The organism is Pseudomonas protegens CHA0, from assembly GCF_000397205.1.
In the GTDB taxonomy this organism is placed as follows: Bacteria; Pseudomonadota; Gammaproteobacteria; order Pseudomonadales; family Pseudomonadaceae; genus Aquipseudomonas; species Aquipseudomonas protegens.
In genome coordinates this window covers 2,561,919-2,585,112 of record NC_021237.1, presented here as the reverse complement: position 1 = coordinate 2,585,112, position 23,194 = coordinate 2,561,919, and the positions used below count along the sequence as shown (strand labels likewise).

Genomic DNA, 23,194 nt, shown 5'->3' with positions numbered 1-23,194 from the left:
TAGCAGAGCCCTCAGGCACTTGGCCGCGGCGTGCCCTGATGGAACAGCATCTGCCAGCGCCCCTCCTGGCAGCGCCACAGCGAGCTGCGCCAGGCACTGCTGGCCGCCCGCCCGGGCGCTGCGGCGTTATGGCACAGGTAGGTGACCTGGGCCAGGTCGGCCCCCAGGCACTGCACGGCGAACTCGCTGATGCGCCGTTCGATGAACACCTGCTGCGGCAGGCTGGCCAGCACCTGGGCCTTGTCCCAGCGCCCGCCGCTGACGCCGAATTCAAGAAAGTCATCGGCCAGCAAGGCCTCCAGCGCCTGGCGATCGGCACGCACTTCGGCCTGTTGCAACTGGCGTTCAAGCATCAGCAGGTGGTCGGACAGCTCCATGGTCACTCCCGAGGTGGTGGCGGGTAAGTGGCGCACTCTAGCATTGCGCGCCTGCACCAGCGCCGGGCCTGGGGGCCGGGCATTGCCCAGGCCTGCAGCGCCCGGCCCTCCCCGCCATCGGCACGCACCCCGCCCCAAGCGCCAATCCCGCGGCCATTCACGCCTTTGTCGCAAGCCGCTGTTTCAAGTTGGTACGCCATATGCAAACGTTTGCGAGTTGTAATTTTGTGGGTGTTCGCCGCCTTCTTTCGAAGTGTCGAGCACAAGGGACTTCACACTGCAAGAACAGGGACTTTCCATGCTCAACCCTCTGCGACGCCATGCGTCCTGCCGTACCCTGGCTGTTTCGTTGTGGCTGGCCGGCGTTACGGGTCTACCCAGCGCCTTCGCCCAGCCCCCCGCCGCCCCGGCGGACGACTCGGCCCAGGGCGAAAGCCTGAGCGCCGATGTACAACCGGCCAAACAGGGCGCCTACCTCTCCGACTGGTACAACCAGGACCTGATGCTCATCGGCAGCAAGGACATCAGCTTCGGCCCGCGCCCGGCAGACGACATCTACCTGGAATACGAATACTTCGGGCGCAAGGGCCCCTTCGAGCTGTACGGCTACATCGACCTGCCGAAGATCCTCGACATCGGCAACAGCCACGACAAGGGCATCTGGGACCACGGCTCGCCGCTGTTCATGGAGCACGAGCCGCGAATCTCCATCGACTACCTGGCCGGCCGCAGCCTGGCCATCGGCCCGTTCAAGGAGTGGTACGTGGCCTTCGACTGGATCTACGACCACGGCAGCCGCACCGCCAACCGCGCCAACACCCTGTACAGCGGCCTGGGCACCGACATCGACACCCATTCGCGGGTCAACCTCTCGGCCAACTTCTACGGCCGCTACCAGTGGGAAAACTACGGCGCCAGCAACGAGTATTCCTGGGACGGCTATCGCGCCCAGCTGAAATACATCGTGCCCATCGACAGCTTCAGCAACGGCGCCTCGCTGACCTACATCGGCTTCACCAATTTCGATTTCGGCTCCGACCTGCACAAGGACAACCCGGCCCGCACCGCCAATGCCACGGTGGCCACCAACGTGCTGCTCTATTCCTTCACCCACCTGCGCTTCACCCTGGTGGGCCGCTACTTCCACAACGGCGGCAACTGGGAGGATGGCAGCGTGCTGAATTTCGGTGATGGCGAGTTCCGTGCCCGCTCCAATGGCTGGGGCTATTACGCGGGGGTGGGCTATCAGTTCTAGAGCAGTGCCAAGACGGAACAGGTTGCGCTGAGTTGCAACCTGGATCAGGCAGGATAAGCGCCAATTAACGGCAGTCATGGAGGTTGTATGCGTGGGATTCAAAAGGTTTCGTGGGCAATGGGCTTGAGCGCACTGGTGGCTAGCGGCGCCTGGGCCAGTGAGGCACCGATCAAGCCCAAGGTGGTGCTGATCAGCATGTTCGCGCCGGAAGCGCAGCACTGGATCGAGCGCCTGGAGCTCAAGCGCGAGATCCGCGTGCCGGGGCTGGCGGCGGAGTATCCGGTGATTCGCTGCAACGACCGGGAGGTGTGCCTGTTGACCACGGGCATGGGCCAGACCAATGCCGCGGCGTCGACCCTGGCCCTGGCGCTGTCGCCCAAATTCGACCTGCGCAAGAGCTATTTCCTGATTGCCGGGATCGCCGGCATCAGCCCCCAGCACGGCACCATCGGCACCGCCGCCTGGGCCCATTACCTGGTGGAGTTCGGCACCCAGTGGGAAATCGACTCCCGGGATGCGCCCGAGGGCTGGCCCACCGGCTACCTGGGGATCAACACCAAGGGCCCCAACGAAAAACCGCCCCTGGACTACAAGACCGAAGTCTTCGAGCTGAACCCCAAGCTCCAGGCCAAGGCCTTCGCCCTGAGCCGCAACGTGGCCCTGAGCGAGAGCAAGGAGTCGGCGGCCTGGCGCCTGAAATACCCCAAGGCCCCGGCCAACCAGCCACCGGTGGTGACCCGTTGCGACACCCTGGCGGGCAACACCTGGTTTTCCGGCACCCGCCTGAGCGAACGGGCGGAGGTCTGGACCCGCTTGCTGACCGACAACAAAGGCACCTATTGCACCACCCAGCAGGAAGACAACTCCACCTACGAAGCCTTGCTGCGGGCCAGCCGCGAGGGCCTGCTGGACATCCAGCGCCTGGCGGTGGTGCGCGCCGGTTCCGACTTCGACCGCCCGGCCCCGGGGGCCAGCGAAGTGGACAACCTGCTCAAGTACGCCGACCAGGGCGGCTTTGTCCCGGCCCTGGAAAACCTCTACCGGGCGGGCAACCCCCTGGTGCAGGACATCCTCGGCAACTGGTCGGCCTGGGAAAAGGGCGTGCCCGAGACCTGATTTCTCTCCCGGGAGCGGCCAGGCGGCGTTCCGCTTGCCGGCGATGGAGGTCTCAAGGCCCTCTTCGCCAGCAAGCTGGCTCCTACACAGAATACGCAGCGCACGCATCCCCCGTAGGAGCCGGCTTGCCGGCGAAAGCGATCTCAAGGGCCCCTTCGCCAGCAAGCGGGCTCCTACACAGGACACACAGCGCGCGCATCCCCCGTAGGAGCCGGCTTGCCGGCGAAAGCGATCTCTGGGCCCTCTTCGCCAGCAAGCGGGCTCCTACACAGAACACACGGCGCACGCATCCCCCGTAGGAGCCGGCTTGCCGGCGAAGGCGATCTCAGGGCCCCTTCGCCAGCAGGCGGGCTCCTACGCAGGGATGGCCGCTGCGCTCAGGGGATGAGGATGATTTTTTCGCCGCGCCCCTGGTTCACTTCGGCATAACGCTCCAGCCCCCGCTCCAGCGGCGATTCCACCAGGCCTTCCGGCAGCGGCAGCAGGCCTTCATCGAAATAGCGGCCGAACTGCTCCAGCATCGCCGCGCACGCCTCTACGCCATACAACAGCGAGTTGATCCCCACCACCGAGCCACCCTTGCGGTACAGCGCCAGGGCCGGCAGTTGCACATGGCCGTCCACCGGGGCGGCGATGATGGCGATGCGGCCAAAGGTGGCCAGGGCCGGCACCGAGGCCGGCAGCCAGAAGCCGGTGGTGTCGAAGATCACCTCGGCACCGCCGGCATAGACTTCGGCCACCTGGGCCGCCAGGGTTTCCGGCTGTTGCAGGTGCAAGGTCGGGTAGCCCTGGGCTTCAAGCGCCTGGACCTGCTCCACCCGGCGCGCCGCCGCCAGCACCCGGGCGCCGCGCACCTTGGCCAGGGCCAGGGCCGCCGAGGCCACCGCGCCGCCGCCGATCACCAGCAGCCGGGTGTCACGGGCTACGCCACTGCGCTCCAGGGCATCCCAGGCCGTGGTGTAGGGCACCCCGAGGCTTGCGGCCTGGGCAAAGCTCAGGTGCCGTGGCTTGCGGGCCACGCCCTGGGCGGACAGCACCACGTACTGGGCATGGCTGCCGTCGGCGAAGAAGCCCAGCTCCTTACCGGTGCCCCAGACTTCCTGGCCCAGCAGTTGCGCCGGCCCCTGCTCCACCACCCCGGCAAAGTCCCGCCCGGGCACCCGCGGCAGTGTGGTGTAGGGAAAGCGCCCGAGGACGTTCTTCACATCACTGGGGTTGAGGCCCGCGGCCTTGATGCGCACCAGCACCTGGCCAGCACCCGGCACCGGGGTGGGCAGGTCCACTACGTGCAGGGCCGCGAGGTCGCCGGTGGCGGAAAATTGCAGTGCTTTCATCGTCGGTTCCATGAGTCGGGGGAGAAAGGAAAAATGCCTGTTCAGGACAGCCAGCTGCCGAGCAACTGGCGCCCCAGGGGCCACAACTGCTCACCGCCGAGCATGCCCAAGAGGCCGACCAGGGCGATTGCCGGCGGCGCCGGAGAACGCACCTGCAAGGCGCCGTAAAGCAGGCCGACCAACAGGCCGGCGGCCAGGGAAATCAGGTAGTTCATGCTGCGCTCCAGAGGCCGTGCGGCTCATGCCGGGGTGAAGTGGCGTGTGCGGCACAGTCTAGGTGGCACGGTCCCGCGGCATCGGCCAAGTGCTTCAGGATTTCGGCCAAGGCCGAAACCCTGGCGGTCGCTTGGCTGGCGTCCGCCTGATGCACATCCGGCGCTCTCCGGATCTTCACGTCTCCTGCGGAGCCGTTCGTCCGAACGCGGCCCGAGCCTGTGGCAGCGGCTACACCTGGCTGGCGCTGGCGTACTGGGAAGGCGCGACCCCCAGTTCCCGGCGGAACATGTCGCTGAAGCTGCTGGGGGAATAACCCAGCTCCCGGGCAATGCGGCTCACCGGTACACCCTGGATCAGTTCCGCGGCAGCGGTGGCCAGTTGCACCTGGCGCCGCCATTCGGCAAAGCCCACGCCCAACTGCTCCTTGAACAGCCGCGCCAGGGTGCGCACGCTGGCCCCCGCCGCATCGGCGTGCTGTTCAAAGGAGATGGCCAGGGACGGCGCCGCCATCACCGCCTGGCACAGGCTGCCCAGGCGCCGGTCGGAGGCGTCCGGCAGGGCTATCTTCAATTGCGAGCGGCGAGCCCGGCGCAGTTCCAGCAGGGCCAGCCCCACCAGCGCCTCGTAGTACTCCGGCTGCGGCGGGTCGAGTTCCACCAGGCGCACGATCAATTCGCGCAGCAGGTTGTCCACCTGCAGCACCTGGACGCTGGGGTCCAGGGTCGCCGCCAGGGACGGGCGCAAGTAGATGTTGCGCATCTGCAGGTCGCTGACCACGCGAATCCCGTGGCTCACGCCCGACGGCAACCACACCGCGCGCTGGGGCGGCACCACCAGGGCTTCATGGGGCGTCTCGACCCACATCACCCCGCTCATGGCGTAGAGCAACTGGCCCCAATCGTGTTCATGGGGCTCGATGAACAAGCCCCGCAGATAGGTGCGGGCCAGGGGTTGCACCGGGATCGCGGGGTCGCTGAGGTCGGGGGGTGCGGCTAGGGCCATGGCAAGGTCGCGGCAGGTCGGCGGGCGCCCATGGTAACCAGCCGCCCGGGGCGCCGCCAACCGCTGCCGCACCCATCCGGATGAAGGCCTGGGCGCCGCTCGGGAATCCATTCGGATAGAGCGGCTGGCGGCCCATGACCGTCGGTAGCCCGGGCGGACAATCAGAGTGAATTTTTCCGCCGCGCCAGGATCACTAAAAGATCACAGGGAGGAACCAAGGCTTTATGAACAACGCAAAACTTTTCGTCATCGAATACACCCTCCACGGCGCCCCCAAGTCCTTCATCATCCGCCAGGAAAAGATGGACAACGCCGAGGCCTGGCACTGGGCCAGTTGCGACGCTGGAGTGGGTCGGATAGGACGTTTCGGCCGCGAACGGGTGAAGAAGACCAGCAAGCCCATGGCCGAAAAGTTCGGTATCGAAAACGTCACCTGGCGCCCTTCGGTCTAGGACGCAGCAACGCGGGTGGAGCCGCACGGCCCCACCCGCCGATCCCCCCTCAGCCGTGGGCGCCCTTGGCGCATTTGCAGCCTTCGGTGGAAGCGCAAGGCTCGCCGTGGGCGTGATGGTCGGCGCACGCCTGGCAGCAGTAGTGCTTGCCGTGACGGACGATGGCATGGGCGCCCAGCTTGCAGGTGCAGGCCGGGCAGGCACAGGTTTGCGTGGACATGGCATGGCTCCTCGGGTTCAAGGCTCGGGCCTTTGAGCGGGTGCTTCACCGAGCGCCCCGCTCGGGCCGAGTCCCCACAGGTTAGGCCAAGGCACCGCCCGGCCACGGCGCACGCGACTGATGGTCGGCCCCTCACTCCCAGCCCTGCAAACGCAAGGTAGCGCGCACCAGCCGCTGTTCTTCGTCCTCGATGTCCCTGAGGTTGCGGGCAATGCCCTGGATATGCGCCACCGCCGCCTTGCGCGCTTGTTCCGGCAGGCGCCCGGTGACTGCGTTGTACAGCCGCGCATGCTGGCGGTCGATCTGGCGCTTGGGCGCCGGGCGGTGATAGAGGTTGTTGACCGAGGCGAACACCGAGTTCAGCAGCAGGTCGGTGAGCGAGCCCAGGGTCTGCACCAGCACCGGGTTGTGCGAGGCCTCGCAGATCGCCAGGTGAAAGGCGTGGTCCAGGCGCGCCAGGGCGGCGGGCTCCAGGGCCTGTTCATGGGCCTGCAGCAGGGCCTGGTAGGCGCGCTCGATCAGCACGAAATCCGCTTCGGTGCCGCGCAGGGCCGCCAGCCGCGCCGACTCGCCTTCAAGCAGGCTGCGCACTTCCAGCAGGTCGTAGAGGGTGCGGGGCTGGGAGCTGAACAGATGCATCAGCGGCGACTGCGCCGCCGGGGCCGACAGTTGCGCCACCTGGGAGCCGCGGCCCTGTCGAGTGTCGATGATGCCCCGCGCCCGCAGCAGTTTCAGGCCCTCGCGCAGGGCCGTGCGCGAAACCCCGAGCTTGGCCGTCAGGCGCCGTTCCGAGGGCAGCAACTGGCCGGTCTTGAATACCCCGTCGACGATCAGCCGCTCGATCCGTGCGCAGACCAGGTCCGCCACCTGGGGCCGACGCCCCGCTTGCGTGTCCTGCATGCTTCCTCCCACTGGTATGACCAGCCCTGTGCCATTTGTCCGGCTATTGCTGCGTGCCCGCCAAGCGTTTGAAAAAACTGATTTTTTGGAAAAAGCCCGGCCTGCCCTGGAAAACAAAGTGGTTCGACCACTGCCAACGCACATGGACACTAAAGCCCGCCGGGCCAATCATGCAAGGCAGCCGTACAGCATTCGCGACCTGATAAAAACCACACAAGGTCCTTAGCCGCCATGACGATTCTCTACGACGAACGCCTCGATGGCACCCTGCCCGACGTCGACCGCCAGGCCCTGATCCAGGCCCTGCGCCAGCAGCTACCGGAGCTGGAGCTGCTGGACCAGGAGCAACAGCTCAAACCCTACGAATGCGATGGCCTGAGCGCCTACCGCAGCACGCCGATGCTGGTGGCCCTGCCCCGGCACCTGGACCAAGTGCAGCGCATCCTGCAGATCTGCCACGCCCACCGGGTGCCGGTGGTGGCCCGGGGCGCCGGCACGGGCCTGTCCGGTGGCGCCCTGCCCCTGGAAAAGGGCCTGCTGCTGGTGATGGCGCGCTTCAAGGAAATCCTCCAGATCGACCCCGCCGCCCGTTGCGCCCGGCTCCAGCCCGGGGTGCGCAACCTGGCGATCTCCCAGGCCGCCGCGCCTTGGGGCCTGTACTACGCCCCCGACCCCTCTTCGCAGATCGCCTGTTCGATTGGCGGCAATGTCGCGGAAAACGCCGGCGGCGTGCATTGTCTGAAATACGGCCTGACCGTGCACAACCTGCTCAAGGTCCAGATGCTCAGCGTCGAAGGCCAGCCCCTGACCCTGGGCAGCGAGGCCCTGGACGCGCCGGGCTTCGACCTGCTGGCGCTGTTCACCGGCTCCGAAGGCCTGCTGGGGGTGATCACCGAAGTCACGGTCAAGCTGCTGCCCAAGCCGCAGATCGCCAAGGTGCTGCTGGCGGCCTTCGACTCAGTGGAAGCCGCCGGCCGCGCCGTGGCCGACATCATTGCCGCGGGCATCATCCCCGGCGGCCTGGAGATGATGGACAACCTGGCGATCCGCGCCGCCGAGGACTTCATCCATGCCGGCTACCCGGTGGACGCCGAGGCCATCCTGCTGTGCGAGCTGGACGGCGTGGAAGCCGATGTCCACGACGATTGCGAGCGGGTGCGCCAGGTGCTGGAACAGGCCGGCGCCAGCGAGGTGCGCCTGGCCCGGGACGAGGCCGAGCGCGTGCGTTTCTGGGCCGGGCGCAAGAACGCCTTCCCGGCGGTGGGGCGCTTGTCCCCGGACTACTACTGCATGGACGGCACCATTCCCCGCCGCGAGCTGCCGGGGGTGCTGCGGGGCATCGCCCGCCTGGCCGACGAACACCAGCTGCGGGTGGCCAACGTGTTCCATGCCGGCGACGGCAACATGCACCCCTTGATCCTGTTCGACGCCAACCAGCCCGGCGAGCTTGAGCGGGCCGAGGCCCTGGGGGGCAAGATCCTCGAACTGTGCGTGGCAGTGGGCGGCAGCATCACCGGCGAACACGGGGTGGGCCGGGAGAAAATCAACCAGATGTGCGCCCAGTTCAACCACCACGAGCTGACCCTGTTCCACGCCATCAAGGCGGCCTTCGACCCCAGCGGCCTGCTCAACCCGGGGAAGAACATCCCGACCCTGCACCGCTGCGCCGAATTTGGCGCCATGCACATCCACCACGGGCAACTGCCCTTCCCCGAACTGGAGCGATTCTGATGAACGTGGCCAGCGATTTCGACGCCGCCGAGACCTTGCTGGAACAGGTGCGCGATGCCTTGGCGAGCGACACCGCGCTGCGCATCCAGGGTTCCAACAGCAAGGCCTTTCTCGGCCGCGAGAGTGCCGGGGAAATACTCGATACCCGCAGCCATCGCGGCATCGTCAGCTACGACCCCACGGAGCTGGTGATCAGCGCCCGGGCCGGTACGCCGCTCGCCGAGCTGCACGCCACCCTGGACGCCGCCGGGCAGATGCTGCCCTGCGAACCGCCGTCCTTCGGCGCGGGCGCGACCCTGGGCGGCATGCTCGCCAGCGGCCTGTCCGGGCCGCGCCGGCCCTGGGCCGGGGCGGTGCGCGATTTCGTCCTCGGCACCCGGGTCATCAGCGGCAGCGGCCAACACCTGCGGTTTGGCGGCGAGGTGATGAAGAACGTCGCCGGCTATGACCTGTCACGGCTGATGGCCGGCAGCTACGGCTGCCTGGGGCTGGTCACCGAGGTCTCGCTGAAGGTCCTGCCCAAGCCCCGGCAATGCCTGAGCCTGAGCCTGGAAATGGACCGCCAGCGGGCCCTCGCCCAGCTTGCCGAATGGGGCCAGCAGCCCTTGCCCATCAGCGCCGCCTGCCATGACGGCGAACGCCTGCACCTGCGCCTGGAGGGCGGTGAAGGCTCGGTGGCGGCGGCCCATGACCGGCTCGGCGGCGAGCCCCTGGACCCGGGCTACTGGAGCCAGCTCAACGAGCAGCAACTGGACTTCTTCAACCCCGGCCTGCCGCTGTGGCGCCTGTCGGTGCCGCACAACACCCCGCTGCTGCCCCTGCCCGGCGAACAACTGCTGGACTGGGGCGGCGCCCAGCGCTGGCTGAAGACCGATGCCACGGCCGCCGACATCCGCGCCGTTGTCAGCGCCGTTGGCGGCCACGCCAGTTGCTACAGCCACGGCCTGCTGGACAGCCCGTTCCAGCCCCTGGCGCCGACCCTGCTGCACTACCACCAGCGCCTCAAGGCCCAGCTGGACCCGCAAGGGATCTTCAACCCCGGCCGACTCTACGTGGAGCTCTAGACCATGCAGACCACCCTCAGCCCCGAGGCCCGGCAACTGCCCCGGGCCGCCGAAGCCGAGCGCATCCTGCGCAGTTGCGTGCATTGCGGCTTCTGCAACGCCACCTGCCCCACCTACCAGTTGCAGGGCGATGAGCTGGACGGCCCGCGGGGGCGCATCTACCTGATCAAGCAGGTGCTCGAAGGCGCCCCGGCCACCGCCCAGACGCAGCAGCACCTGGACCGCTGCCTGTCGTGCCGCAACTGCGAAAGCACCTGCCCTTCCGGGGTCGACTACCACAACCTGCTGGACATCGGCCGCGCCGCGGTGGATGCCGCCCTGCCCCGGCCCGCCGGCCAGCAATTGTTGCGCCGCGGCCTGCGGGCGCTGAGCGCCAACCCGCAGCTGTTCAAGGCCCTGATCCATGGCGGCAGCCGCCTGCGCCCGCTGCTGCCCCAGGCCCTGCAGGACAAGCTGCCGCGCCAGGTGCCCAGCGCCAAACCGCGTCCGCCCCTGCGCCATCCACGGCGCGTGCTGCTGCTCGAAGGCTGCGTGCAGCCGGGGCTGTCACCCAATACCAACGCCGCCGCAGCGCGGGTCCTGGATCGCCTGGGCATCAGCGTGCAACCGGTCAGCGAGGCCGGCTGCTGCGGCGCAGTGGACTATCACCTGGATGCCCAGCAAGCCGGTCTGCAGCGCGCCCGGCGCAATATCGACGCCTGGTGGCCGCACCTGCAACTGGGGGCCGAAGCCATCGTCCAGACCGCCAGCGGCTGCGGCGCCTTCATCAAGGATTACCAGCACCTGCTGGCCCATGACCCGGCCTACCGCAGCAAGGCCCAGCGCGTCAGTGCCCTGGCCCGGGACCTGGTGGAAGTGCTGCGGGACGAACCCCTGGAACAGCTCGGCGCCCACAGCGGCCAGCGCCTGGCCTTCCACTGCCCCTGCACCCTGCAGCACGCGCAGAAGCTCGGCGGCGCCGTGGAAAGCCTGCTGCAACGCCTGGGCTTTCACCTCACCGCGGTGCCCGACAGCCACCTGTGCTGCGGTTCGGCGGGCACCTATTCGCTGACCCAGCCGGCGCTGGCGCGGCAACTGCGGAACGACAAGCTGCAGGCCCTGGAAAGCGGCCAGCCGGACCTCATTGCCACCGCCAATATCGGCTGCCAGAGCCACCTCGACGGCGCCGGCCGGACCCCGGTACGGCACTGGATCGAAGTGCTGGAAGCCGCCCTGCCCTGAACCTCACGCCCCTGGAGCTCGCCATGCAGCACAAAGCCGTACTGGGTCAAGACGAAGCCCGCCGCATCCTCGCCGCCGCCCGCGCCGAGGCCCAGCGCCACCGGTGGGCGGTGAGCATCGCCGTGGTCGACGACGGCGGCCATCCCCTGGCCCTGGAACGCCTCGACGGCTGCGCGCCGATCAGTGCCTATATCGCCACCGAAAAGGCCCGCACCGCGGCCCTCGGCCGGCGCGAAACCAAGGCCTACGAGGACATGGTCAATGGCGGGCGCAGCGCCTTTCTCTCGGCGCCGCTGCTCACCTCCCTGGAAGGCGGCGTGCCGATCCGCGTCGGCGGCCAGGTGGTCGGCGCGGTGGGGGTTTCCGGGGTCAAAGCCGGTGAAGACGCCCAGGTGGCACTGGCTGGCGCCGCGTGCCTGGAGCGCGATTGAAGCGGGTTCAGGCGCGGCGCACGCTGCTGCGGTACATGAACAGCAGCGCCAGGGCCAGGCACAGCATCGCCAGCAGGCGGCTGGGCGACAGTTCGATGGCCGGGTTGCCGAACCAGCCGAAGTTGTCGATCAGCATGCCCATGCCCAACTGCCCGAGAATCACCGCCACCGTGGCCACCGCAGTGCCGACCCGGGGCACGGCCCCCACCATCACCAGCATGTAGACCACGCCGAACAACGCGCCGGTCAGTTGCCATTTCGGCGCCTGCAGCAGGCTCATGGCCTGGGGCGGCTGGAAAAACACGATCAGCAGCCCGGTGATCAGGGCACCCACGGCAAAGGTCAGCAGGCTGCTGCGCAACACACCGACGCTTTCCCCCAGGCGGCCATTGATCGCCGCCTGCACACTCAGCACCGCACCGGCGGCCACCACCACAACCAGCAATAGAAACAGATTCATCTTCAACCTCGGGCAATCAGGATCAGGGCCAGCACAATCAGCGCCAGGGCCAGCCAGCGTTCGGCATTGACCGGCTTGCGGGCGCTGCCGAACCAGCCGAAATGGTCGATCAGCACGCTTTTGCCCACCTGCCCGGAAAGGATCGCGATCATGGTCATGGCAATGCCGATATGGGGCGTGGCCAACGTCAGCACCACCACGTAGATCGGCCCCAGCACCCCGCCCAGCAACTGCCAGCGCGGCAACTGGCTGAAGGCCGGCCCGGGCTGCGGGCCGCTGAACAACAGCAGCAGCAACAGCAGCGCCGTGCCCACGCCGAAGATGCTCAGGGTCGCCCACAAATGGCCCACCTGGCTCCCCAGCGGGCCCAGCAGACCGGCCTCCACCGACAGGCCCATGCCCGCCAGGATCACCAGCGGCAACAGCATCAGACGCTGCCAGCCGGCAGCGGGTACAGCGTTCGCCACCGGGTTGGGCAGCGGTACTTCTATCGTTTCAGAGGACATGCAACACCTGCTCGACATCAAGGAATGGCCGACATTATCGATTGCGCAAGCTTTGCGATAAATGGGAGCATACCGACAACACCTTTGCGCAAAACGCACGGCAGGATCGACCCATGCACGGCTTCAACGACCTCGGTTTCAAGGCCCTGCGCCTGTTTATTGCCGTGCTCGACCAGGGCAGTTTTTCTGCCGTGGCGCGCCGCGAAGGGCTGGCGCCCTCGTCCATTTCACGGCAGATCCAACTGATGGAACAGGCCCTGGGCCAGCAGTTGCTCTACCGCCACACCCGCGCCGTCAGCCCCACCGAGGCCGGGCGCCTGCTGGGGCACCACGCGCGGCGGGTGCTGGCGCAGTGGGAGGAAGCCGAACAGGCGTTGCAGGAACAGCAGGACGAACCGGCCGGGCTGGTGCGGATCAACGCCCCGGTGGTCTTTGGCCAGCGCCACCTGTCGCCCTGGCTCGGTGAACTGCACGGGCGCTACCCGAAGCTGCAGCTGGATATCCAGCAGACCGACAGCTACATCGACCCCTTGCAGGACGGCACTGACCTGCTATTTCGCATCGGCACCCTGGAAGACTCCTCGATGCAGGCGCGCCTGCTGGCCCCGCAGCGCTACCGGGTAGCGGCCAGCCCGGCGTACCTGGCCCGGCACGGCACCCCGCACCATCCGGAGCAACTGCAGCGGCACCAGTGCCTGGCCTACAAGGGCGAGACCGGCCAGCAACGCTGGTTCTTCCGCCAGGGGCGGGCAGACTGGACGCCCTACAGCGTCAAGGGCCCGCTGACCGGCAACCACGCCGACACCCTGACCCAGGCCGCCGAACAGGGCCTGGGGCTGGTGATGTTCCCTTCCTGGCTGATTGGCGAAGCCCTGCACCAGGGCCGGCTGGTGGCGCTGTTCGAAGACTTCGACGTGGCCACCAGCCTCGAACCGCAACAGATCGCCGCCCTCTGGCCCGGCAGCCGACGGCTGTCAGTGAAAGTGCGCACGGTGATCGACTTCTTCGTCGAGAAATTCGGCCCCGAGCCCTACTGGGACCGCCGCCCCGCCCCGTAGGAGCTGGCTTGCCAGCGAAGGCAGCGGCAAGACTTGTGCAGAGTCCAAGGGCCCCTTCGCCGGCAAGCCGGCTCCTACAAGAGCACGCCATTCACCCGCCCCGTAGGAGCTGGCTTGCCAGCGAAGGCGGCGGCAAGGCTTGCGCAGGATCCAGAGGCCCCTTCGCCGGCAAGCCGGCTCCTACAAGAGCACGCCATTCACCCATCCGTAGGAGCTGGCTTGCCAGCGAAGGCGGCGGCAAGGCTTGCGCAGGATCCAGGGGCCGTTCGCCGGCAAGCCGGCTCCTACAGGGCCATTTGCAGGATCAGCCAGGCATTGGCCGCGCTGATGATGGCGAACAGGCTCCAGGCGAGGATCCGGGTCGGCCAGCGGTTGACGAACTCGCCCATCAGGCGCCGGTCGTTGGTCATGCGGATCAGCGGGTACAGGGCGAACGGCAGTTGCAGGCTGAGCACCACCTGGCTCAGCACCAGCAACTGGCCCACGGCGCCGTCACCCAGCAGCCAGACGCCGATGAACGCCGGGATCAGGGCCAGCCCACGGGTAATCAGGCGCCGCTGCCAGCAGGGAATCCGCAGGTTCAGGTAACCCTCCATGATCACTTGCCCGGCAATGGTCCCGGTGAAGGTCGAGCTCTGCCCCGAAGCCAGCAGCGCCACGCCGAACAGCACGCTGGCCAGGGCCCCGCCCACCAGCGGGTCGAGCAGGTGGTAGGCGTCCTGGATCTCCACCACATCGCTGTGGCCGGTGTTGTGGAAGGCCGCGGCGGCGAGGATCAGGATCGCCGCGTTCACCAGCAGCGCCAGGGCCAGCGAGCCGATGGTGTCGATCCGCGCCAGCTTGATGGCGTCGGCGCGGCTGGCGCGGTCGTTGCCCACCAGCCGGGTTTGCACGACGGAGGTGTGCAGGTAGAGGTTGTGGGGCATGACCGTGGCGCCGAGGATGCCGATGGCCAGGTACAGCGGCGCGGCGTCGCCGATGGCCGAGAGCGAGGGTACAAAGCCCCGGGCCACGTCCGGCCAGTAGGGCTTGATCAGCAGCAGCTCGATGAAGAAGCACACGCCAATGGTCGCCACCAGCGCCAGCATGATCGCCTCCAGCCGGCGGAAGCCGCGGTTCTGCAGGGCCAGCACCAGCAGGGTGTCGAAGGCGGTGATGACGATCCCGGTGCTCAGGGACACCCCCAGCAGCAGGTGGAACGCCAGGGCGCAGCCCAGCACTTCGGCCAGGTCGGTGGCGATGATCGAAACCTCTGCCAGCAGCCACTGGGTGCGCGCCGAACGGGTGCTGTAGCGCTCGCGGCAGAGCTGGGCCAGGTCGCGCCCGGTGGCGATCCCCAGGCGGGAACACAGGCACTGCACCGCCATCCCCGCCAGGCTCGCCAGCAGTACCACGAACAGCAGGTTGTAACCGTAGCGCGAACCGGCCTCGATGGCCGTGGCCCAGTTGCCGGGGTCCATGTAGCCGATGGAAATCAGCAGCCCGGGGCCGGCAAAGCGCAGCAGGCGGCGCCACAGGGAAGCGCCGGGGTCGACGGCGACGGAACCCGCCACCTCCGGCGGGCAAAAGGGCGCGGTGGCGATTTTCGGCAAGCTGAATTTCACGGATATTTCCCAGGCGGATTGGCGCAGGGGCCCAGCTTAGACGTTTCAATGCGGGCACCCAAGCCTGAGTTTACCCCGCCAAGGCGAGTATGCTGCACAGGTTGTGCCCTGCGCCGAAACCTTCGGCAGTGAGTATTTTCTGGCCCAAGGTAGCCCTGTGAACAGCACTGCGACGCCCCCCGAACCTCTGCCCCCTTTCCTGCAACCCGGCGACCGGGTCCTGCTGTTCGATGGCGTGTGCAAGCTGTGCAATGCCTCGGTGCGCTTCGTCATCCGCCACGACAGCCAGCGGCGGATCAAGCTGGCCTCGGTGCAATCGCCCCAGGGCCAGGCGCTGCTGGTCTGGTTCGGCCTGCCCACCGAACAGTTCGACAGCGTGCTGCTGATCGAGGAAGGCCGGCTGTCCCAGCGCTCCGATGCGTTTATCCGCCTGATGGCGCAACTGCCGGCGCCCTGGCGCTGGCTGCGGCTGTTGCGCGGGGTTCCCCGGCCGCTGCGGGATTGGGTCTACGACCTTATTGCGCGCAATCGCTATCGGTTGTTCGGCCGTCTCGACGTCTGTTTACTGCCAAGCCCGGATCACCAGGGGCGCTTTCTCGACGACCCGTCCTGAGGCCGCGACCCGGCCCGATCAGCCGGGCTGACGCCGGAAGAACAGCGTCACCTGCCCGAGCTCGAAGCCGAACTTGGTCATGTAGGAACGATTGGCCAGGGTGTTTTCGTCCAACAGGTACATCCAGTCGTCGAAGTGCACCTGGTAGGTCTTGCCATCCACCGGCAGGTTGAGCACGTAGCGCCAGCGCAGGGCATTGCCGGCGACCTCACCCCGGGCCTCGCCGACCACATCGTCGGCGGTCCCGCGCCACAGGCCGGGCCCCGCGGGGACCAGGGTCCAGACCCGGGTCTGGCGGGTGCCGTCGCTGTAGGTGAAGTCTTCGTGCATGATGAATTTCTCGCCTTCGCTGCGGCTGTCGATCTGCACATGAAAACGCTTGATCACCTCGCCGGAGCGCTTCTGGAACAGGCCCCAGGCCTCGACACGACCACTGAAGAACTGCCGCAGTTCCAGCTCGGGCTTCTGGTCACGGTACTGCTTGACGTCGGTGTCGCTGCATGCGACCAGGCCGACGCACAGCACTAGCAAGTATTGCTTGAGCATGGAATATCTCCTGTGCTGCGCCCGCTATTGGCCCAGCAGTTGTGCGCGCAACTGCGGATTGCGCGTGCGCGGGTCGAGCCAGATGGCGAAAAACGCTCGGGCGAAGGCTTCGTCCTCGACCCTGTACTGCAAGCGCTGGTCAACAAAGAACTGCACCCCGCGCCCGGGCAGGAACACCCCGGTGATGCGCTGGCCCGGTTCGACATCGACGAAGGCGCGCTGCATCTGCGCCTGCCAGTCCTTGAGTTGCGCCGGGCTCACCGCGCTGCCGGACAGGCGCTGGATCTCGTCGAGGCTGGACTGCACCAGATCGCCGCGGCTGATCGTGCGCCGGTAGGTCAGTTCCAGGGCGAAGGGGCTATCGGCCGTCAATGGCAACGTCGTGCCCCAGAGCCGCGCGGTGTAGACCTTGAAGCCGAACCAGCTGAACTCACCGCTGCCCAGCAGCCGCGCATTGGGCAACGACTCTTGCCAACCGGCACTGGCCGTAGCGCTGAGCAGCACCAGCAGCCACAGCAACCGGGCCACGCCCACTCGCCGCATGCGTTTCATTCAAGGCTGCCTGCGCAACAGCTGAAGAAACTCCTGGCGGGTGCTGGCCGACTCGCGAAAGGCCCCCAGCATTACCGAGGTGTTCATCAGCGAGTTCTGCTTCTCGACCCCGCGCATCATCATGCACATGTGCCGCGCTTCGATGACCACCGCCACCCCGGCCGCCCGGGTCACTTCCTGGATCGCCTCGGCAATCTGCCGCGTGAGGTTCTCCTGGATCTGCAGGCGTCGCGCATACATGTCGACGATCCGCGCCACCTTGGACAGGCCCAGCACTTTGCCGGTGGGGATGTAAGCCACATGAGCCTGACCAATGAACGGCAGCAAATGGTGCTCGCACAGGGAATACAACTCGATGTTCTGGACCATCACCATCTCGTCGCTGGTGGAGCTGAACAACGCACCGTTGACCAGTTCTTCGAGGCTGGTTTCGTAACCGTGGCACAGATAACGCAAGGCTTTTGAGGCTCGCTGCGGGGTGTCCCGCAAGCCCTCGCGGGTCGGGTCTTCACCCAGCCCCTGCAAAATGCCGTGAAAGTGCTGGGAGAGAGGATCGTGCATGGCGCATGGCTTCCGAAAGGCTGGCAGGGCGGGCAATTCCTTGCACGTGCCAAGGAAAAAAGGCCTCCGAGGTGGTCGACCACCTAACTGACCCAGCCCCGGTTCCACCCGGGCCTGACCTCGGAGCCCAAAAAGCGTGGGCAGCGACCGCCGCCCCTTGAAAACTGAGCAGCTATCGGCACATCCCACACCTTAAAAACCTATACGACAATTTAATTTTTGTACAATTTTTATCGGCTAAAAATGCCTTTTAAGCCAAAATACTTGTACAAATAAGCCTTTAATCGATTCAATACTTTTTATCCGTACAAGAAAAAACGACCCTGCACTTCACTCCCGACCACTTCCCTGCCTGCAGATACGCGCCAATCGCTTCGTTGGATGCTAGCGTGGCGCACCGTTCATCCGCCGAGTGCGCCCATGCTGCTGTTGAAACTGCTGACCGTTCCCGGATTTCTGTGGTTGATCTCCCTGGCGAGCAAGCGCTGGGGCCCGAATGTCGCTGGCTGGCTGGCGGGATTTCCCGTGGTGGTGGGGCCGATCCTGCTGTTCCTGGCCCTGGAGCAGGGCCAGGTGTTCGCCACCCATGCCGCGGTGGCGGCCCTGTCGGCGGTGTTCGCGATGATCGCCTTCAGCGTCGCCTATACCCATGCCGCGCAGCGCTTCTCCTGGCCCGGGGCCCTGGCCATTGCGACCCTGGTGTGGGCCTTGCTGGCCACGGTCATCGCCCAGGTGCCGCCATCCCTGGGTTTTTCCAGCCTCTGCGCCGCCAGCGCCCTGCTCCTGGCCCCACGGCTGTTTCCGCCGGTGGGCGAACTGCCCGCCAGCCCTGGGCCGCGCTCCGACAAACTGCCCTACCGGATGCTCGCCGGGGCCCTGCTGACCCTGGCCGTGACCCTGTTGGCCAGCACCGTCGGCGAACGCTGGAGCGGCATGCTCGCGGTGTTCCCGGTGCTTGGCAGCGTCCTTGCGGTGTTCTCCCATCAGAGTCGTGGCGTGGCCTTCACCACTGTCCTGCTGCGCTCCCTGACCACCGGCCTGTACGCCTTCGCCGCCTTCTGCCTGGCCCTGGCACTGGCCCTGCCCCCGCTGGGCATGCTCGCTTTCGCGGTGGCGCTGGCAGCGTCGATGCTGGTCCTGGGGCTGAGCAAGCGGCTGTTGCGAGCCACTGTGCAGGAGCCGGCTGGCCGGCGCAGGGGCTCTTGAGTCTTGCACCGGGCTGGCGGAAGTTTTCGCTGGCCAGCCAGCTCCTACGAGCCTTGGCTGGCCGTCATCGGAGTCGCGCTGAAAAATCCTTGTGGAGCAGGCCGCAACGGCCGTGGGATGATGCGCGCCTTTGATCACTGCCCGGAGATTGCGCATGTCATCTTTCGCTAGAAAAGCCCTGGTCCTGGTGTTCGCCGCCGTGGCGGGCCTGGGCGCGCTGAACGCGGTCGCCGCCAGCAAATCCGCGGCCAGGCAGGCCTCGGGGGAGAAGGTCGCAGTCCTCGACGGCAAGCTCGCCTTCACCCTGCCCAAGGGGTTCAGCGCTTCGGTACTGCCGGCCGGCAGCGAGGCCAATGGCACCGAGGGCGCCAGCGGCACCCTGTATTCCAACGCCACCACCCGTACCGTGGTGATTGCGGCGCAGAACACCATTCCCCATGGGGCCAAGGTCCAGGACAACGACGCCGCCTTTCTCGATGACGCGGTCAGCGGCTTTCTCGCGCAACAGGCCGCGGCGCTGCCGGATTTCAGCAAGCAAAGCGAAAAGAACATGACCCTCAAGGGCCTTGGCGTGCGCCAGATCGACAGCACCGCCACCATGGGCGGCGGCCTGACCCTGAACTCCACCCTGATTGCCGGCTCCGGCACACGCATGGCGGTGATCCAGATAATTTCCCGGGCCACCGACAAGGCCGGCCACACCGCGCTGATGAAGCAGATCCTCGGTCAGTAGACCCCGTGCCGGCTCAGGGGTTGAGCCCCTGCAGCCAGCCCTTGAGGTCGTCGATCTCCGCTTCGCTGATGCTGTGCCCCAGGCCCGGGTAGGCATGGAACTGCGGTTGCAGTGACAACCCCTGCAGCAAGCGCTGGGCATCCACCGCATCGCTGTAGGGCAGGCGCTGGTCAAGGGTGCCATGGCCGATGAAGATGCCCAGGCGCTGCAGGCTCGGGTTGTTCTTCACCTGCGCTGCCAGCACCGGCAGGATCTTCCCGCTCAAGGCGGCGATGCCCCGCACCGACTGCGGATGGCGCAGGCCCACTTCATAGGCCATCACCGCGCCCTGGCTGAACCCCACCAGCACCACCTTGTCCGGCTGGGTCTGGTACTTGGCCAGCGCCGCGCGGACAAACTGGCCGATCAGCTCGACGCCGCTGGCCAGCTCGCTGGTCACACCGTCGTAGGGGCCCTGGCCCTTGCGGTGGAACCACTGGTAGCTGCCCTCCTCCAGGGTCTGCGGTGCCCGCACCGACACATAGGTGTAGCTCGCCGGCAGGCGCTGGCGAAGGCCGAACAGGTCGGCCTCGTTGCTGCCGTAGCCATGCAGGAAAATCACCAGCGGCTGGTTGCGCGGCTCGGCCGGGGCCTGCTCCAGGTACTTGAGCGGCAGGTCATCGTGCAGTACATCGGCGGCCTGCACCCAAGGCGCGGCCAGCAGCGCCAACAGCGCCAGGTAGCGGATCATGTGTAGCTCCTTGAAGGGGTAAAAACGGGTCGCCAGAGCCTAGCACTGCCAGTCCCGAGCGTTCATCTGCCCAGCCCGCGCCAGGCCAGCGGCAAGCACAGCAGCACCGCCAGTGCAAACCCCACCTGGGACAGGTAGAAGGTCTCCAGCCACTGGCCATGGGCCGCCACGTAGAGGCTGTTGTGCAGCACATCCAGCAGGATGATTGCCAGGGTCAGCAGCAGGCCCCAGCGCGGGCGCACCAACAGCAGCAGCGCCGCCAGCGGATCGAACAGCGTCAGGGAGCCCCAGAAGGCCCGGCTGGCCAGGGGCGTGGCGGCGCCGTAGCCATAATCCCAGAGCAGGCCATGCTCGAAGGCGGCGCGCAGGTGATTGAACGTCGCCGCCAGCAGACACAGGGCGAACAGCAGGCGGATACACAGCGACACTCGGGGCATGGGCACATCTGTCATAGGAGCCGGCTGGCCGGCGCAGGGCGTGACGCCGGATCAAGGGGTGGGCGCGCTGCAGCTTGCGCTGGCCAGCCAACGCCCGATCGACCCCTGCGGTGGCGGTTCAGTCGTTGATCAGCTTGCCTTCACGAATCGCCTCGCGGCCGGCCACCTTGGCCAGCCAGATGCCCGGCTGGGTGTAGCGCCCACGGTCCAGGGCAAAGAGCACGCCGCTGGTGCCGGCACACACGGTGCTGACGCGATCGCTCAAGGGGTCCACCACTTCGAACAACGCATCGCCACGCTCCACCCACTCTCCGGCATCGCGCAGGAAACTGACCACGCCATGGTGGGGGGCGAACAGGTACTGGGTGCCTTCGAAGGGCATGCCTTCACAGCACTGCTGCGCAGCGGCCGGCCACTCGCCGCTGATCAGCCCCTGTTCGGCGAGAAACCCCAGGATGGCTTCGCAGTTGGCCCGGGCCTGCTGCACCCGGGTGTCGCCCATGCTGCCCAGCTCCAGGGTGGCGGCCAGGTTTGCCGGGGGAATCGCCGCCCGCGGAAAGTCCCGGGCCAGGCGCAGCCAGGGCGCGGAACAGGATTCATCGAAAGAGCTGCCGCCGGAGTCTTCGCACAACAGCGCCACCCCGGCCTTGAGCCGCGCCGCCAGGGATTGCCAGCGAGGCCAGTGCTGGGGCAAGGCATAGAGGTGGATCGCCGCTTCGAAATCGCAATGCAGGTCGAGGGTGATGTCGGCGTCGCAGGCATGGCGCAACAGCAAGCGATGCAGGGCTTGCAGCTGCGAATCAGCCGCTGGCAGCTCATCCAGCACCTGGACCATGGCCCGGCGGATCAGGGCGATATTGGCCGTGGCGTCGTCCCCCAGTTGCTTGCCGATCAAGTCGCCCACCGGGCCGCTGAGCTCGACGAAGGCGCGATTGAAATTCTTGCCGCTGCCCAGCTCGAAACGCCCCAGGTGGCTGCCCTGCACCTGCTGGTCGAGGCCGATGGGATTGGCCACCGGCACCAGTTCGACCACTGCCTGCAGGCGCCCATGGTTCTCCAGCTGCGCCAGGCGCTGCTTGAGCTCCCAGGCAGTGCGCATGCCGGGCAGTTCGTCGGCGTGCAGGCTGGCCTGGATGTACACCTTGCGCGGGCCGCTGCCAAAGCGGAACACACTGAGCTGGCGCTGGGTGCCCAGGTGGCCCCAGGGCAAGGAATGGTCGATGCGTTGCATGGCAACTCCGGAGATCAGAAAAAGGCGTGGCGCAGAATAAAACAGTGGCGCACAAAAAAGGTGGCTGCCGGCCCCCGGCAACCACCTTTTTCAACGTCCGGGCTTACTCGCCGTAGACGTCGAAATCGAAGTACTTGTCCTGCACTTGCTTGTACTTGCCGTTGGCACGGATCTCGGTGATGGCCTTGTTGAATTTCCCGGCCAGTTCCTGATCCCCCTTGCGCACGGCAATGCCGGCACCGCCGCCGAAGTATTTCGGATCGTTGTACTCCGGGCCCACGAAGGCGAAGCCCTTGCCGGCGTCGGTTTTCAGGAAGCCATCGTCGAGGTTCACCGAATCCGCCAGCAGCGCGTCGACGCGGCCGGAGACCATGTCCAGGTTGGCTTCCTGCTGGGAGCCGTAGCGCACCAGGTCGATACCCGCCGGCACCAGCACTTCGGTGGCGAAGCGGTCATGGGTACTGGCCCGCAGCACACCGACTTTCTTGCCCTTGAGCTCGGTCAGCGGGTCCTTGATGCTGGTGCCGGCCTTCATCACGAAGCGCGCCGGGGTGTGGTAGTACTTGATGGTGAAATCGACGTTCTTCTTGCGGTCGTCGGTGATGGTCATGGACGACAGGATGGCGTCGATCTTCTTCACCTTCAGCGCCGGGATCAGGCCGTCGAACTCCTGCTCGACCCAGGTGCACTTGGCCTGCATCTGCTCGCACAGGGCGTTGCCCAGGTCGACATCGAAACCGGTGAGCTTGCCGTCGGGGGTCTTCATCGAGAACGGCGGGTAGCCGGCTTCGATACCGATACGGATCGGCTTGGCCTCGTCGGCCGAAGCGGTAAAGGAAAACAGCGACAGTGCCAGGGCACCGAACAGCGCAAACTTGTTCATTTATAACTCCAGGAGACGGAGGCTTTTATTGGCTGGTTTCGATTGGGGGGCAAATCGAAGTGGCCAGCAGTCTAGAGCGGCTCCCGGGATGCAAATTGTGTTTATGCGACAAATACTTATAAAAAATATGCGCCCGCGATCCTCTACCTCCTCCCTCGCCCAGGCATGATGCGTTTGTCCCTGAAAATCCCGACGTTCGCCTCAGAACGGGCCATTTTTACCGACACATCCCCGCTAGCCGCAGCCCAAGGCCGCTACCAGCGGAGTCAGCCCTTCAGCAGGCGCAGGACAGATCCGCTCCCTCGCGGCGCGGTTGCCCGGTGCTGAGCTGGAAGCCCTCATCGAGCCAGCCGGTGACACCGCCGATCATCTCCTTGACCGAGTATTCCAGGGCCGCCAGCTTGACCGCCGCCTTGTTCGCGCCATTGCAGTGAGGGCCGGCGCAATACACCACGAACAGGGTGTCGCGAGGATAACCGGCCAGGTGTTCGGCGGTGAGCAAGCGCCCGGGCAGATTGATCGCCCCGGGGACATGGCCACGGGCAAAGGCTTCGGGGCCACGCACATCCACCAGGACAAAATCCACTTCACCGGCCTCCTGGCTGCTGTGGACGTCGGAACAGTCGGTTTCAAAGGTCAGGCGGTTGCAAAAATGCATCAGGGCAATGGCCGAAGGGGCGGCGGCAGTGCTGCGGACCAGGCTGGTCATGGGCGTCTCCAGAAGCTTGCGATTAGGGTGGGAAGGACTTTATAGG

The 23,194-nt window shown here is 66.6% G+C and carries 28 protein-coding genes; 11 read left to right on the top strand and 17 right to left on the bottom strand.

What is annotated here, in order from left to right; all coding sequences use genetic code 11:
- Positions 1–11: 11 nt before the first annotated feature.
- The gene (locus tag PFLCHA0_RS11700) at positions 12–413 is read right to left on the bottom strand and encodes a nuclear transport factor 2 family protein (RefSeq protein WP_230493591.1); all 402 of its coding nucleotides are present in this window, start codon (positions 411–413) and stop codon (positions 12–14) included.
- Between the two features lie 262 nt (positions 414–675).
- Here PFLCHA0_RS11700 and PFLCHA0_RS11695 point away from each other — a divergent pair, with 262 nt between their 5' ends.
- Both PFLCHA0_RS11695 and PFLCHA0_RS11690 read left to right on the top strand, forming a co-directional pair.
- Positions 676–1,632 (top strand): nucleoside-specific channel-forming protein Tsx, encoded by a 957-nt coding sequence (locus tag PFLCHA0_RS11695; RefSeq protein ID WP_015635066.1) that lies wholly within the window; start codon positions 676–678, stop codon positions 1,630–1,632.
- Between the two features lie 87 nt (positions 1,633–1,719).
- Positions 1,720–2,748 (top strand): purine-nucleoside phosphorylase, encoded by a 1,029-nt coding sequence (locus PFLCHA0_RS11690; RefSeq protein WP_041117289.1) that lies wholly within the window; start codon positions 1,720–1,722, stop codon positions 2,746–2,748.
- A 377-nt stretch (positions 2,749–3,125) separates the two neighbouring features.
- Here the strand turns inward: PFLCHA0_RS11690 and PFLCHA0_RS11685 are convergent, their stop codons facing one another.
- The 3 genes from PFLCHA0_RS11685 to PFLCHA0_RS11680 form a co-directional block, all read right to left on the bottom strand.
- On the bottom strand, positions 3,126–4,082 hold the full coding sequence (locus tag PFLCHA0_RS11685) for a quinone oxidoreductase family protein (protein WP_011060572.1): 957 nt from the start codon (positions 4,080–4,082) through the stop codon (positions 3,126–3,128).
- Between the two features lie 41 nt (positions 4,083–4,123).
- A complete protein-coding gene (locus tag PFLCHA0_RS31190; RefSeq protein ID WP_015635062.1) occupies positions 4,124–4,297 on the bottom strand; it encodes a DUF1427 family protein in 174 nt (57 codons plus the stop codon).
- Positions 4,298–4,526: 229 nt separating this feature from the next.
- Complete coding sequence (locus PFLCHA0_RS11680) at positions 4,527–5,300, bottom strand: AraC family transcriptional regulator (RefSeq protein WP_041752743.1); 774 nt, start codon at positions 5,298–5,300, stop codon at positions 4,527–4,529.
- Between the two features lie 224 nt (positions 5,301–5,524).
- Between PFLCHA0_RS11680 and PFLCHA0_RS11675 the strand changes: the two genes are divergently transcribed.
- Positions 5,525–5,752 carry a DUF6555 family protein gene (locus PFLCHA0_RS11675; RefSeq protein WP_011060569.1) on the top strand — a complete coding sequence of 76 codons (228 nt, stop codon included), beginning with the start codon at positions 5,525–5,527 and terminating at the stop codon, positions 5,750–5,752.
- Between the two features lie 49 nt (positions 5,753–5,801).
- Here the strand turns inward: PFLCHA0_RS11675 and PFLCHA0_RS11670 are convergent, their stop codons facing one another.
- Positions 5,802–5,972, bottom strand: a complete 171-nt coding sequence (locus PFLCHA0_RS11670) for a hypothetical protein (RefSeq protein WP_015635060.1) — start codon at positions 5,970–5,972, stop codon at positions 5,802–5,804.
- A 132-nt stretch (positions 5,973–6,104) separates the two neighbouring features.
- On the bottom strand, positions 6,105–6,872 hold the full coding sequence (glcC, locus tag PFLCHA0_RS11665; protein WP_011060568.1) for a transcriptional regulator GlcC: 768 nt from the start codon (positions 6,870–6,872) through the stop codon (positions 6,105–6,107).
- Between the two features lie 231 nt (positions 6,873–7,103).
- Here glcC and glcD point away from each other — a divergent pair, with 231 nt between their 5' ends.
- Genes glcD through PFLCHA0_RS11645 form a run of 4 tightly spaced genes read left to right on the top strand, consistent with a single transcriptional unit; the run spans position 7,104 to position 11,319 of the window.
- Complete coding sequence (gene glcD, locus PFLCHA0_RS11660) at positions 7,104–8,603, top strand: glycolate oxidase subunit GlcD (protein WP_015635058.1); 1,500 nt, start codon at positions 7,104–7,106, stop codon at positions 8,601–8,603.
- Positions 8,603–9,667 (top strand): glycolate oxidase subunit GlcE, encoded by a 1,065-nt coding sequence (glcE, locus tag PFLCHA0_RS11655; protein WP_015635057.1) that lies wholly within the window; start codon positions 8,603–8,605, stop codon positions 9,665–9,667. Before glcD ends, glcE begins: the two co-directional genes overlap by 1 nt.
- Positions 9,668–9,670: 3 nt before the next feature.
- Complete coding sequence (glcF, locus tag PFLCHA0_RS11650) at positions 9,671–10,888, top strand: glycolate oxidase subunit GlcF (RefSeq protein WP_015635056.1); 1,218 nt, start codon at positions 9,671–9,673, stop codon at positions 10,886–10,888.
- A 23-nt stretch (positions 10,889–10,911) separates the two neighbouring features.
- The gene (locus PFLCHA0_RS11645; protein ID WP_015635055.1) at positions 10,912–11,319 is read left to right on the top strand and encodes a heme-binding protein; all 408 of its coding nucleotides are present in this window, start codon (positions 10,912–10,914) and stop codon (positions 11,317–11,319) included.
- A gap of 7 nt (positions 11,320–11,326) precedes the next feature.
- On the opposite strand, the gene PFLCHA0_RS11640 is transcribed toward PFLCHA0_RS11645, so the two are convergent.
- A complete protein-coding gene (locus PFLCHA0_RS11640; protein ID WP_011060563.1) occupies positions 11,327–11,779 on the bottom strand; it encodes a DMT family transporter in 453 nt (150 codons plus the stop codon).
- Positions 11,780–11,781: 2 nt separating this feature from the next.
- A complete protein-coding gene (locus tag PFLCHA0_RS11635) occupies positions 11,782–12,285 on the bottom strand; it encodes a DMT family transporter (protein WP_015635054.1) in 504 nt (167 codons plus the stop codon).
- 113 nt (positions 12,286–12,398) lie between these two features.
- On the opposite strand from PFLCHA0_RS11635, the gene PFLCHA0_RS11630 reads away from it, so the two are divergent.
- Positions 12,399–13,343: a LysR family transcriptional regulator gene (locus PFLCHA0_RS11630; RefSeq protein WP_015635053.1), complete on the top strand. Its 945-nt coding sequence runs from the start codon at positions 12,399–12,401 to the stop codon at positions 13,341–13,343.
- A 284-nt stretch (positions 13,344–13,627) separates the two neighbouring features.
- Here PFLCHA0_RS11630 and PFLCHA0_RS11625 read toward each other — a convergent pair whose 3' ends face one another.
- Entirely contained in the window at positions 13,628–14,896 is a 1,269-nt protein-coding gene (locus PFLCHA0_RS11625; RefSeq protein ID WP_230493604.1) for an Nramp family divalent metal transporter, read from the bottom strand.
- 208 nt (positions 14,897–15,104) lie between these two features.
- On the opposite strand from PFLCHA0_RS11625, the gene PFLCHA0_RS11620 reads away from it, so the two are divergent.
- Positions 15,105–15,560, top strand: a complete 456-nt coding sequence (locus tag PFLCHA0_RS11620; protein ID WP_015635051.1) for a thiol-disulfide oxidoreductase DCC family protein — start codon at positions 15,105–15,107, stop codon at positions 15,558–15,560.
- Positions 15,561–15,578: 18 nt separating this feature from the next.
- Here the strand turns inward: PFLCHA0_RS11620 and PFLCHA0_RS11615 are convergent, their stop codons facing one another.
- Genes PFLCHA0_RS11615 through folE form a run of 3 tightly spaced genes read right to left on the bottom strand, consistent with a single transcriptional unit; the run spans position 15,579 to position 17,219 of the window.
- Complete coding sequence (locus PFLCHA0_RS11615) at positions 15,579–16,106, bottom strand: DUF3833 domain-containing protein (RefSeq protein ID WP_015635050.1); 528 nt, start codon at positions 16,104–16,106, stop codon at positions 15,579–15,581.
- 24 nt (positions 16,107–16,130) lie between these two features.
- Positions 16,131–16,658, bottom strand: coding sequence for a chalcone isomerase family protein (locus PFLCHA0_RS11610; protein WP_015635049.1), 528 nt, complete (start codon positions 16,656–16,658; stop codon positions 16,131–16,133).
- On the bottom strand, positions 16,659–17,219 hold the full coding sequence (folE, locus tag PFLCHA0_RS11605) for a GTP cyclohydrolase I FolE (protein ID WP_015635048.1): 561 nt from the start codon (positions 17,217–17,219) through the stop codon (positions 16,659–16,661).
- Positions 17,220–17,639: 420 nt separating this feature from the next.
- On the opposite strand from folE, the gene PFLCHA0_RS11600 reads away from it, so the two are divergent.
- The gene (locus tag PFLCHA0_RS11600) at positions 17,640–18,425 is read left to right on the top strand and encodes a hypothetical protein (RefSeq protein WP_041117263.1); all 786 of its coding nucleotides are present in this window, start codon (positions 17,640–17,642) and stop codon (positions 18,423–18,425) included.
- 154 nt (positions 18,426–18,579) lie between these two features.
- Positions 18,580–19,158: a DcrB/PsbP domain-containing protein gene (locus PFLCHA0_RS11595; protein ID WP_011060554.1), complete on the top strand. Its 579-nt coding sequence runs from the start codon at positions 18,580–18,582 to the stop codon at positions 19,156–19,158.
- A 13-nt stretch (positions 19,159–19,171) separates the two neighbouring features.
- On the opposite strand, the gene PFLCHA0_RS11590 is transcribed toward PFLCHA0_RS11595, so the two are convergent.
- The 5 genes from PFLCHA0_RS11590 to PFLCHA0_RS11570 form a co-directional block, all read right to left on the bottom strand.
- On the bottom strand, positions 19,172–19,888 hold the full coding sequence (locus PFLCHA0_RS11590) for an alpha/beta hydrolase (RefSeq protein WP_015635046.1): 717 nt from the start codon (positions 19,886–19,888) through the stop codon (positions 19,172–19,174).
- A 62-nt stretch (positions 19,889–19,950) separates the two neighbouring features.
- A complete protein-coding gene (locus tag PFLCHA0_RS11585) occupies positions 19,951–20,325 on the bottom strand; it encodes a hypothetical protein (RefSeq protein ID WP_026020012.1) in 375 nt (124 codons plus the stop codon).
- Between the two features lie 118 nt (positions 20,326–20,443).
- A complete protein-coding gene (locus tag PFLCHA0_RS11580; protein WP_015635044.1) occupies positions 20,444–21,556 on the bottom strand; it encodes a succinylglutamate desuccinylase/aspartoacylase family protein in 1,113 nt (370 codons plus the stop codon).
- Positions 21,557–21,659: 103 nt separating this feature from the next.
- Positions 21,660–22,439, bottom strand: a complete 780-nt coding sequence (locus PFLCHA0_RS11575) for an ABC transporter substrate-binding protein (protein ID WP_011060550.1) — start codon at positions 22,437–22,439, stop codon at positions 21,660–21,662.
- A 274-nt stretch (positions 22,440–22,713) separates the two neighbouring features.
- Positions 22,714–23,148 (bottom strand): rhodanese-like domain-containing protein, encoded by a 435-nt coding sequence (locus tag PFLCHA0_RS11570; RefSeq protein WP_011060549.1) that lies wholly within the window; start codon positions 23,146–23,148, stop codon positions 22,714–22,716.
- Positions 23,149–23,194 lie beyond the last annotated feature (46 nt).

Excerpts from the sequence above, each read along its gene's own strand:
- PFLCHA0_RS11695 (WP_015635066.1), top strand. The coding sequence starts at position 676 with ATGCTCAACCCTCTGCGACGCCATGCGTCCTGCCGTACCCTGGCTGTT.
- PFLCHA0_RS11690 (WP_041117289.1), top strand. The coding sequence starts at position 1,720 with ATGCGTGGGATTCAAAAGGTTTCGTGGGCAATGGGCTTGAGCGCACTG.
- PFLCHA0_RS11685 (WP_011060572.1), bottom strand. The coding sequence starts at position 4,082 with ATGAAAGCACTGCAATTTTCCGCCACCGGCGACCTCGCGGCCCTGCAC.
- PFLCHA0_RS31190 (WP_015635062.1), bottom strand. The coding sequence starts at position 4,297 with ATGAACTACCTGATTTCCCTGGCCGCCGGCCTGTTGGTCGGCCTGCTT.
- PFLCHA0_RS11680 (WP_041752743.1), bottom strand. The coding sequence starts at position 5,300 with ATGGCCCTAGCCGCACCCCCCGACCTCAGCGACCCCGCGATCCCGGTG.
- PFLCHA0_RS11675 (WP_011060569.1), top strand. The coding sequence starts at position 5,525 with ATGAACAACGCAAAACTTTTCGTCATCGAATACACCCTCCACGGCGCC.
- PFLCHA0_RS11670 (WP_015635060.1), bottom strand. The coding sequence starts at position 5,972 with ATGTCCACGCAAACCTGTGCCTGCCCGGCCTGCACCTGCAAGCTGGGC.
- glcC (WP_011060568.1), bottom strand. The coding sequence starts at position 6,872 with ATGCAGGACACGCAAGCGGGGCGTCGGCCCCAGGTGGCGGACCTGGTC.
- glcD (WP_015635058.1), top strand. The coding sequence starts at position 7,104 with ATGACGATTCTCTACGACGAACGCCTCGATGGCACCCTGCCCGACGTC.
- glcE (WP_015635057.1), top strand. The coding sequence starts at position 8,603 with ATGAACGTGGCCAGCGATTTCGACGCCGCCGAGACCTTGCTGGAACAG.
- glcF (WP_015635056.1), top strand. The coding sequence starts at position 9,671 with ATGCAGACCACCCTCAGCCCCGAGGCCCGGCAACTGCCCCGGGCCGCC.
- PFLCHA0_RS11645 (WP_015635055.1), top strand. The coding sequence starts at position 10,912 with ATGCAGCACAAAGCCGTACTGGGTCAAGACGAAGCCCGCCGCATCCTC.
- PFLCHA0_RS11640 (WP_011060563.1), bottom strand. The coding sequence starts at position 11,779 with ATGAATCTGTTTCTATTGCTGGTTGTGGTGGTGGCCGCCGGTGCGGTG.
- PFLCHA0_RS11635 (WP_015635054.1), bottom strand. The coding sequence starts at position 12,285 with ATGTCCTCTGAAACGATAGAAGTACCGCTGCCCAACCCGGTGGCGAAC.
- PFLCHA0_RS11630 (WP_015635053.1), top strand. The coding sequence starts at position 12,399 with ATGCACGGCTTCAACGACCTCGGTTTCAAGGCCCTGCGCCTGTTTATT.
- PFLCHA0_RS11615 (WP_015635050.1), bottom strand. The coding sequence starts at position 16,106 with ATGCTCAAGCAATACTTGCTAGTGCTGTGCGTCGGCCTGGTCGCATGC.
- PFLCHA0_RS11610 (WP_015635049.1), bottom strand. The coding sequence starts at position 16,658 with ATGAAACGCATGCGGCGAGTGGGCGTGGCCCGGTTGCTGTGGCTGCTG.
- folE (WP_015635048.1), bottom strand. The coding sequence starts at position 17,219 with ATGCACGATCCTCTCTCCCAGCACTTTCACGGCATTTTGCAGGGGCTG.
- PFLCHA0_RS11600 (WP_041117263.1), top strand. The coding sequence starts at position 17,640 with ATGCTGCTGTTGAAACTGCTGACCGTTCCCGGATTTCTGTGGTTGATC.
- PFLCHA0_RS11595 (WP_011060554.1), top strand. The coding sequence starts at position 18,580 with ATGTCATCTTTCGCTAGAAAAGCCCTGGTCCTGGTGTTCGCCGCCGTG.
- PFLCHA0_RS11590 (WP_015635046.1), bottom strand. The coding sequence starts at position 19,888 with ATGATCCGCTACCTGGCGCTGTTGGCGCTGCTGGCCGCGCCTTGGGTG.
- PFLCHA0_RS11585 (WP_026020012.1), bottom strand. The coding sequence starts at position 20,325 with ATGCCCCGAGTGTCGCTGTGTATCCGCCTGCTGTTCGCCCTGTGTCTG.
- PFLCHA0_RS11580 (WP_015635044.1), bottom strand. The coding sequence starts at position 21,556 with ATGCAACGCATCGACCATTCCTTGCCCTGGGGCCACCTGGGCACCCAG.
- PFLCHA0_RS11575 (WP_011060550.1), bottom strand. The coding sequence starts at position 22,439 with ATGAACAAGTTTGCGCTGTTCGGTGCCCTGGCACTGTCGCTGTTTTCC.
- PFLCHA0_RS11570 (WP_011060549.1), bottom strand. The coding sequence starts at position 23,148 with ATGACCAGCCTGGTCCGCAGCACTGCCGCCGCCCCTTCGGCCATTGCC.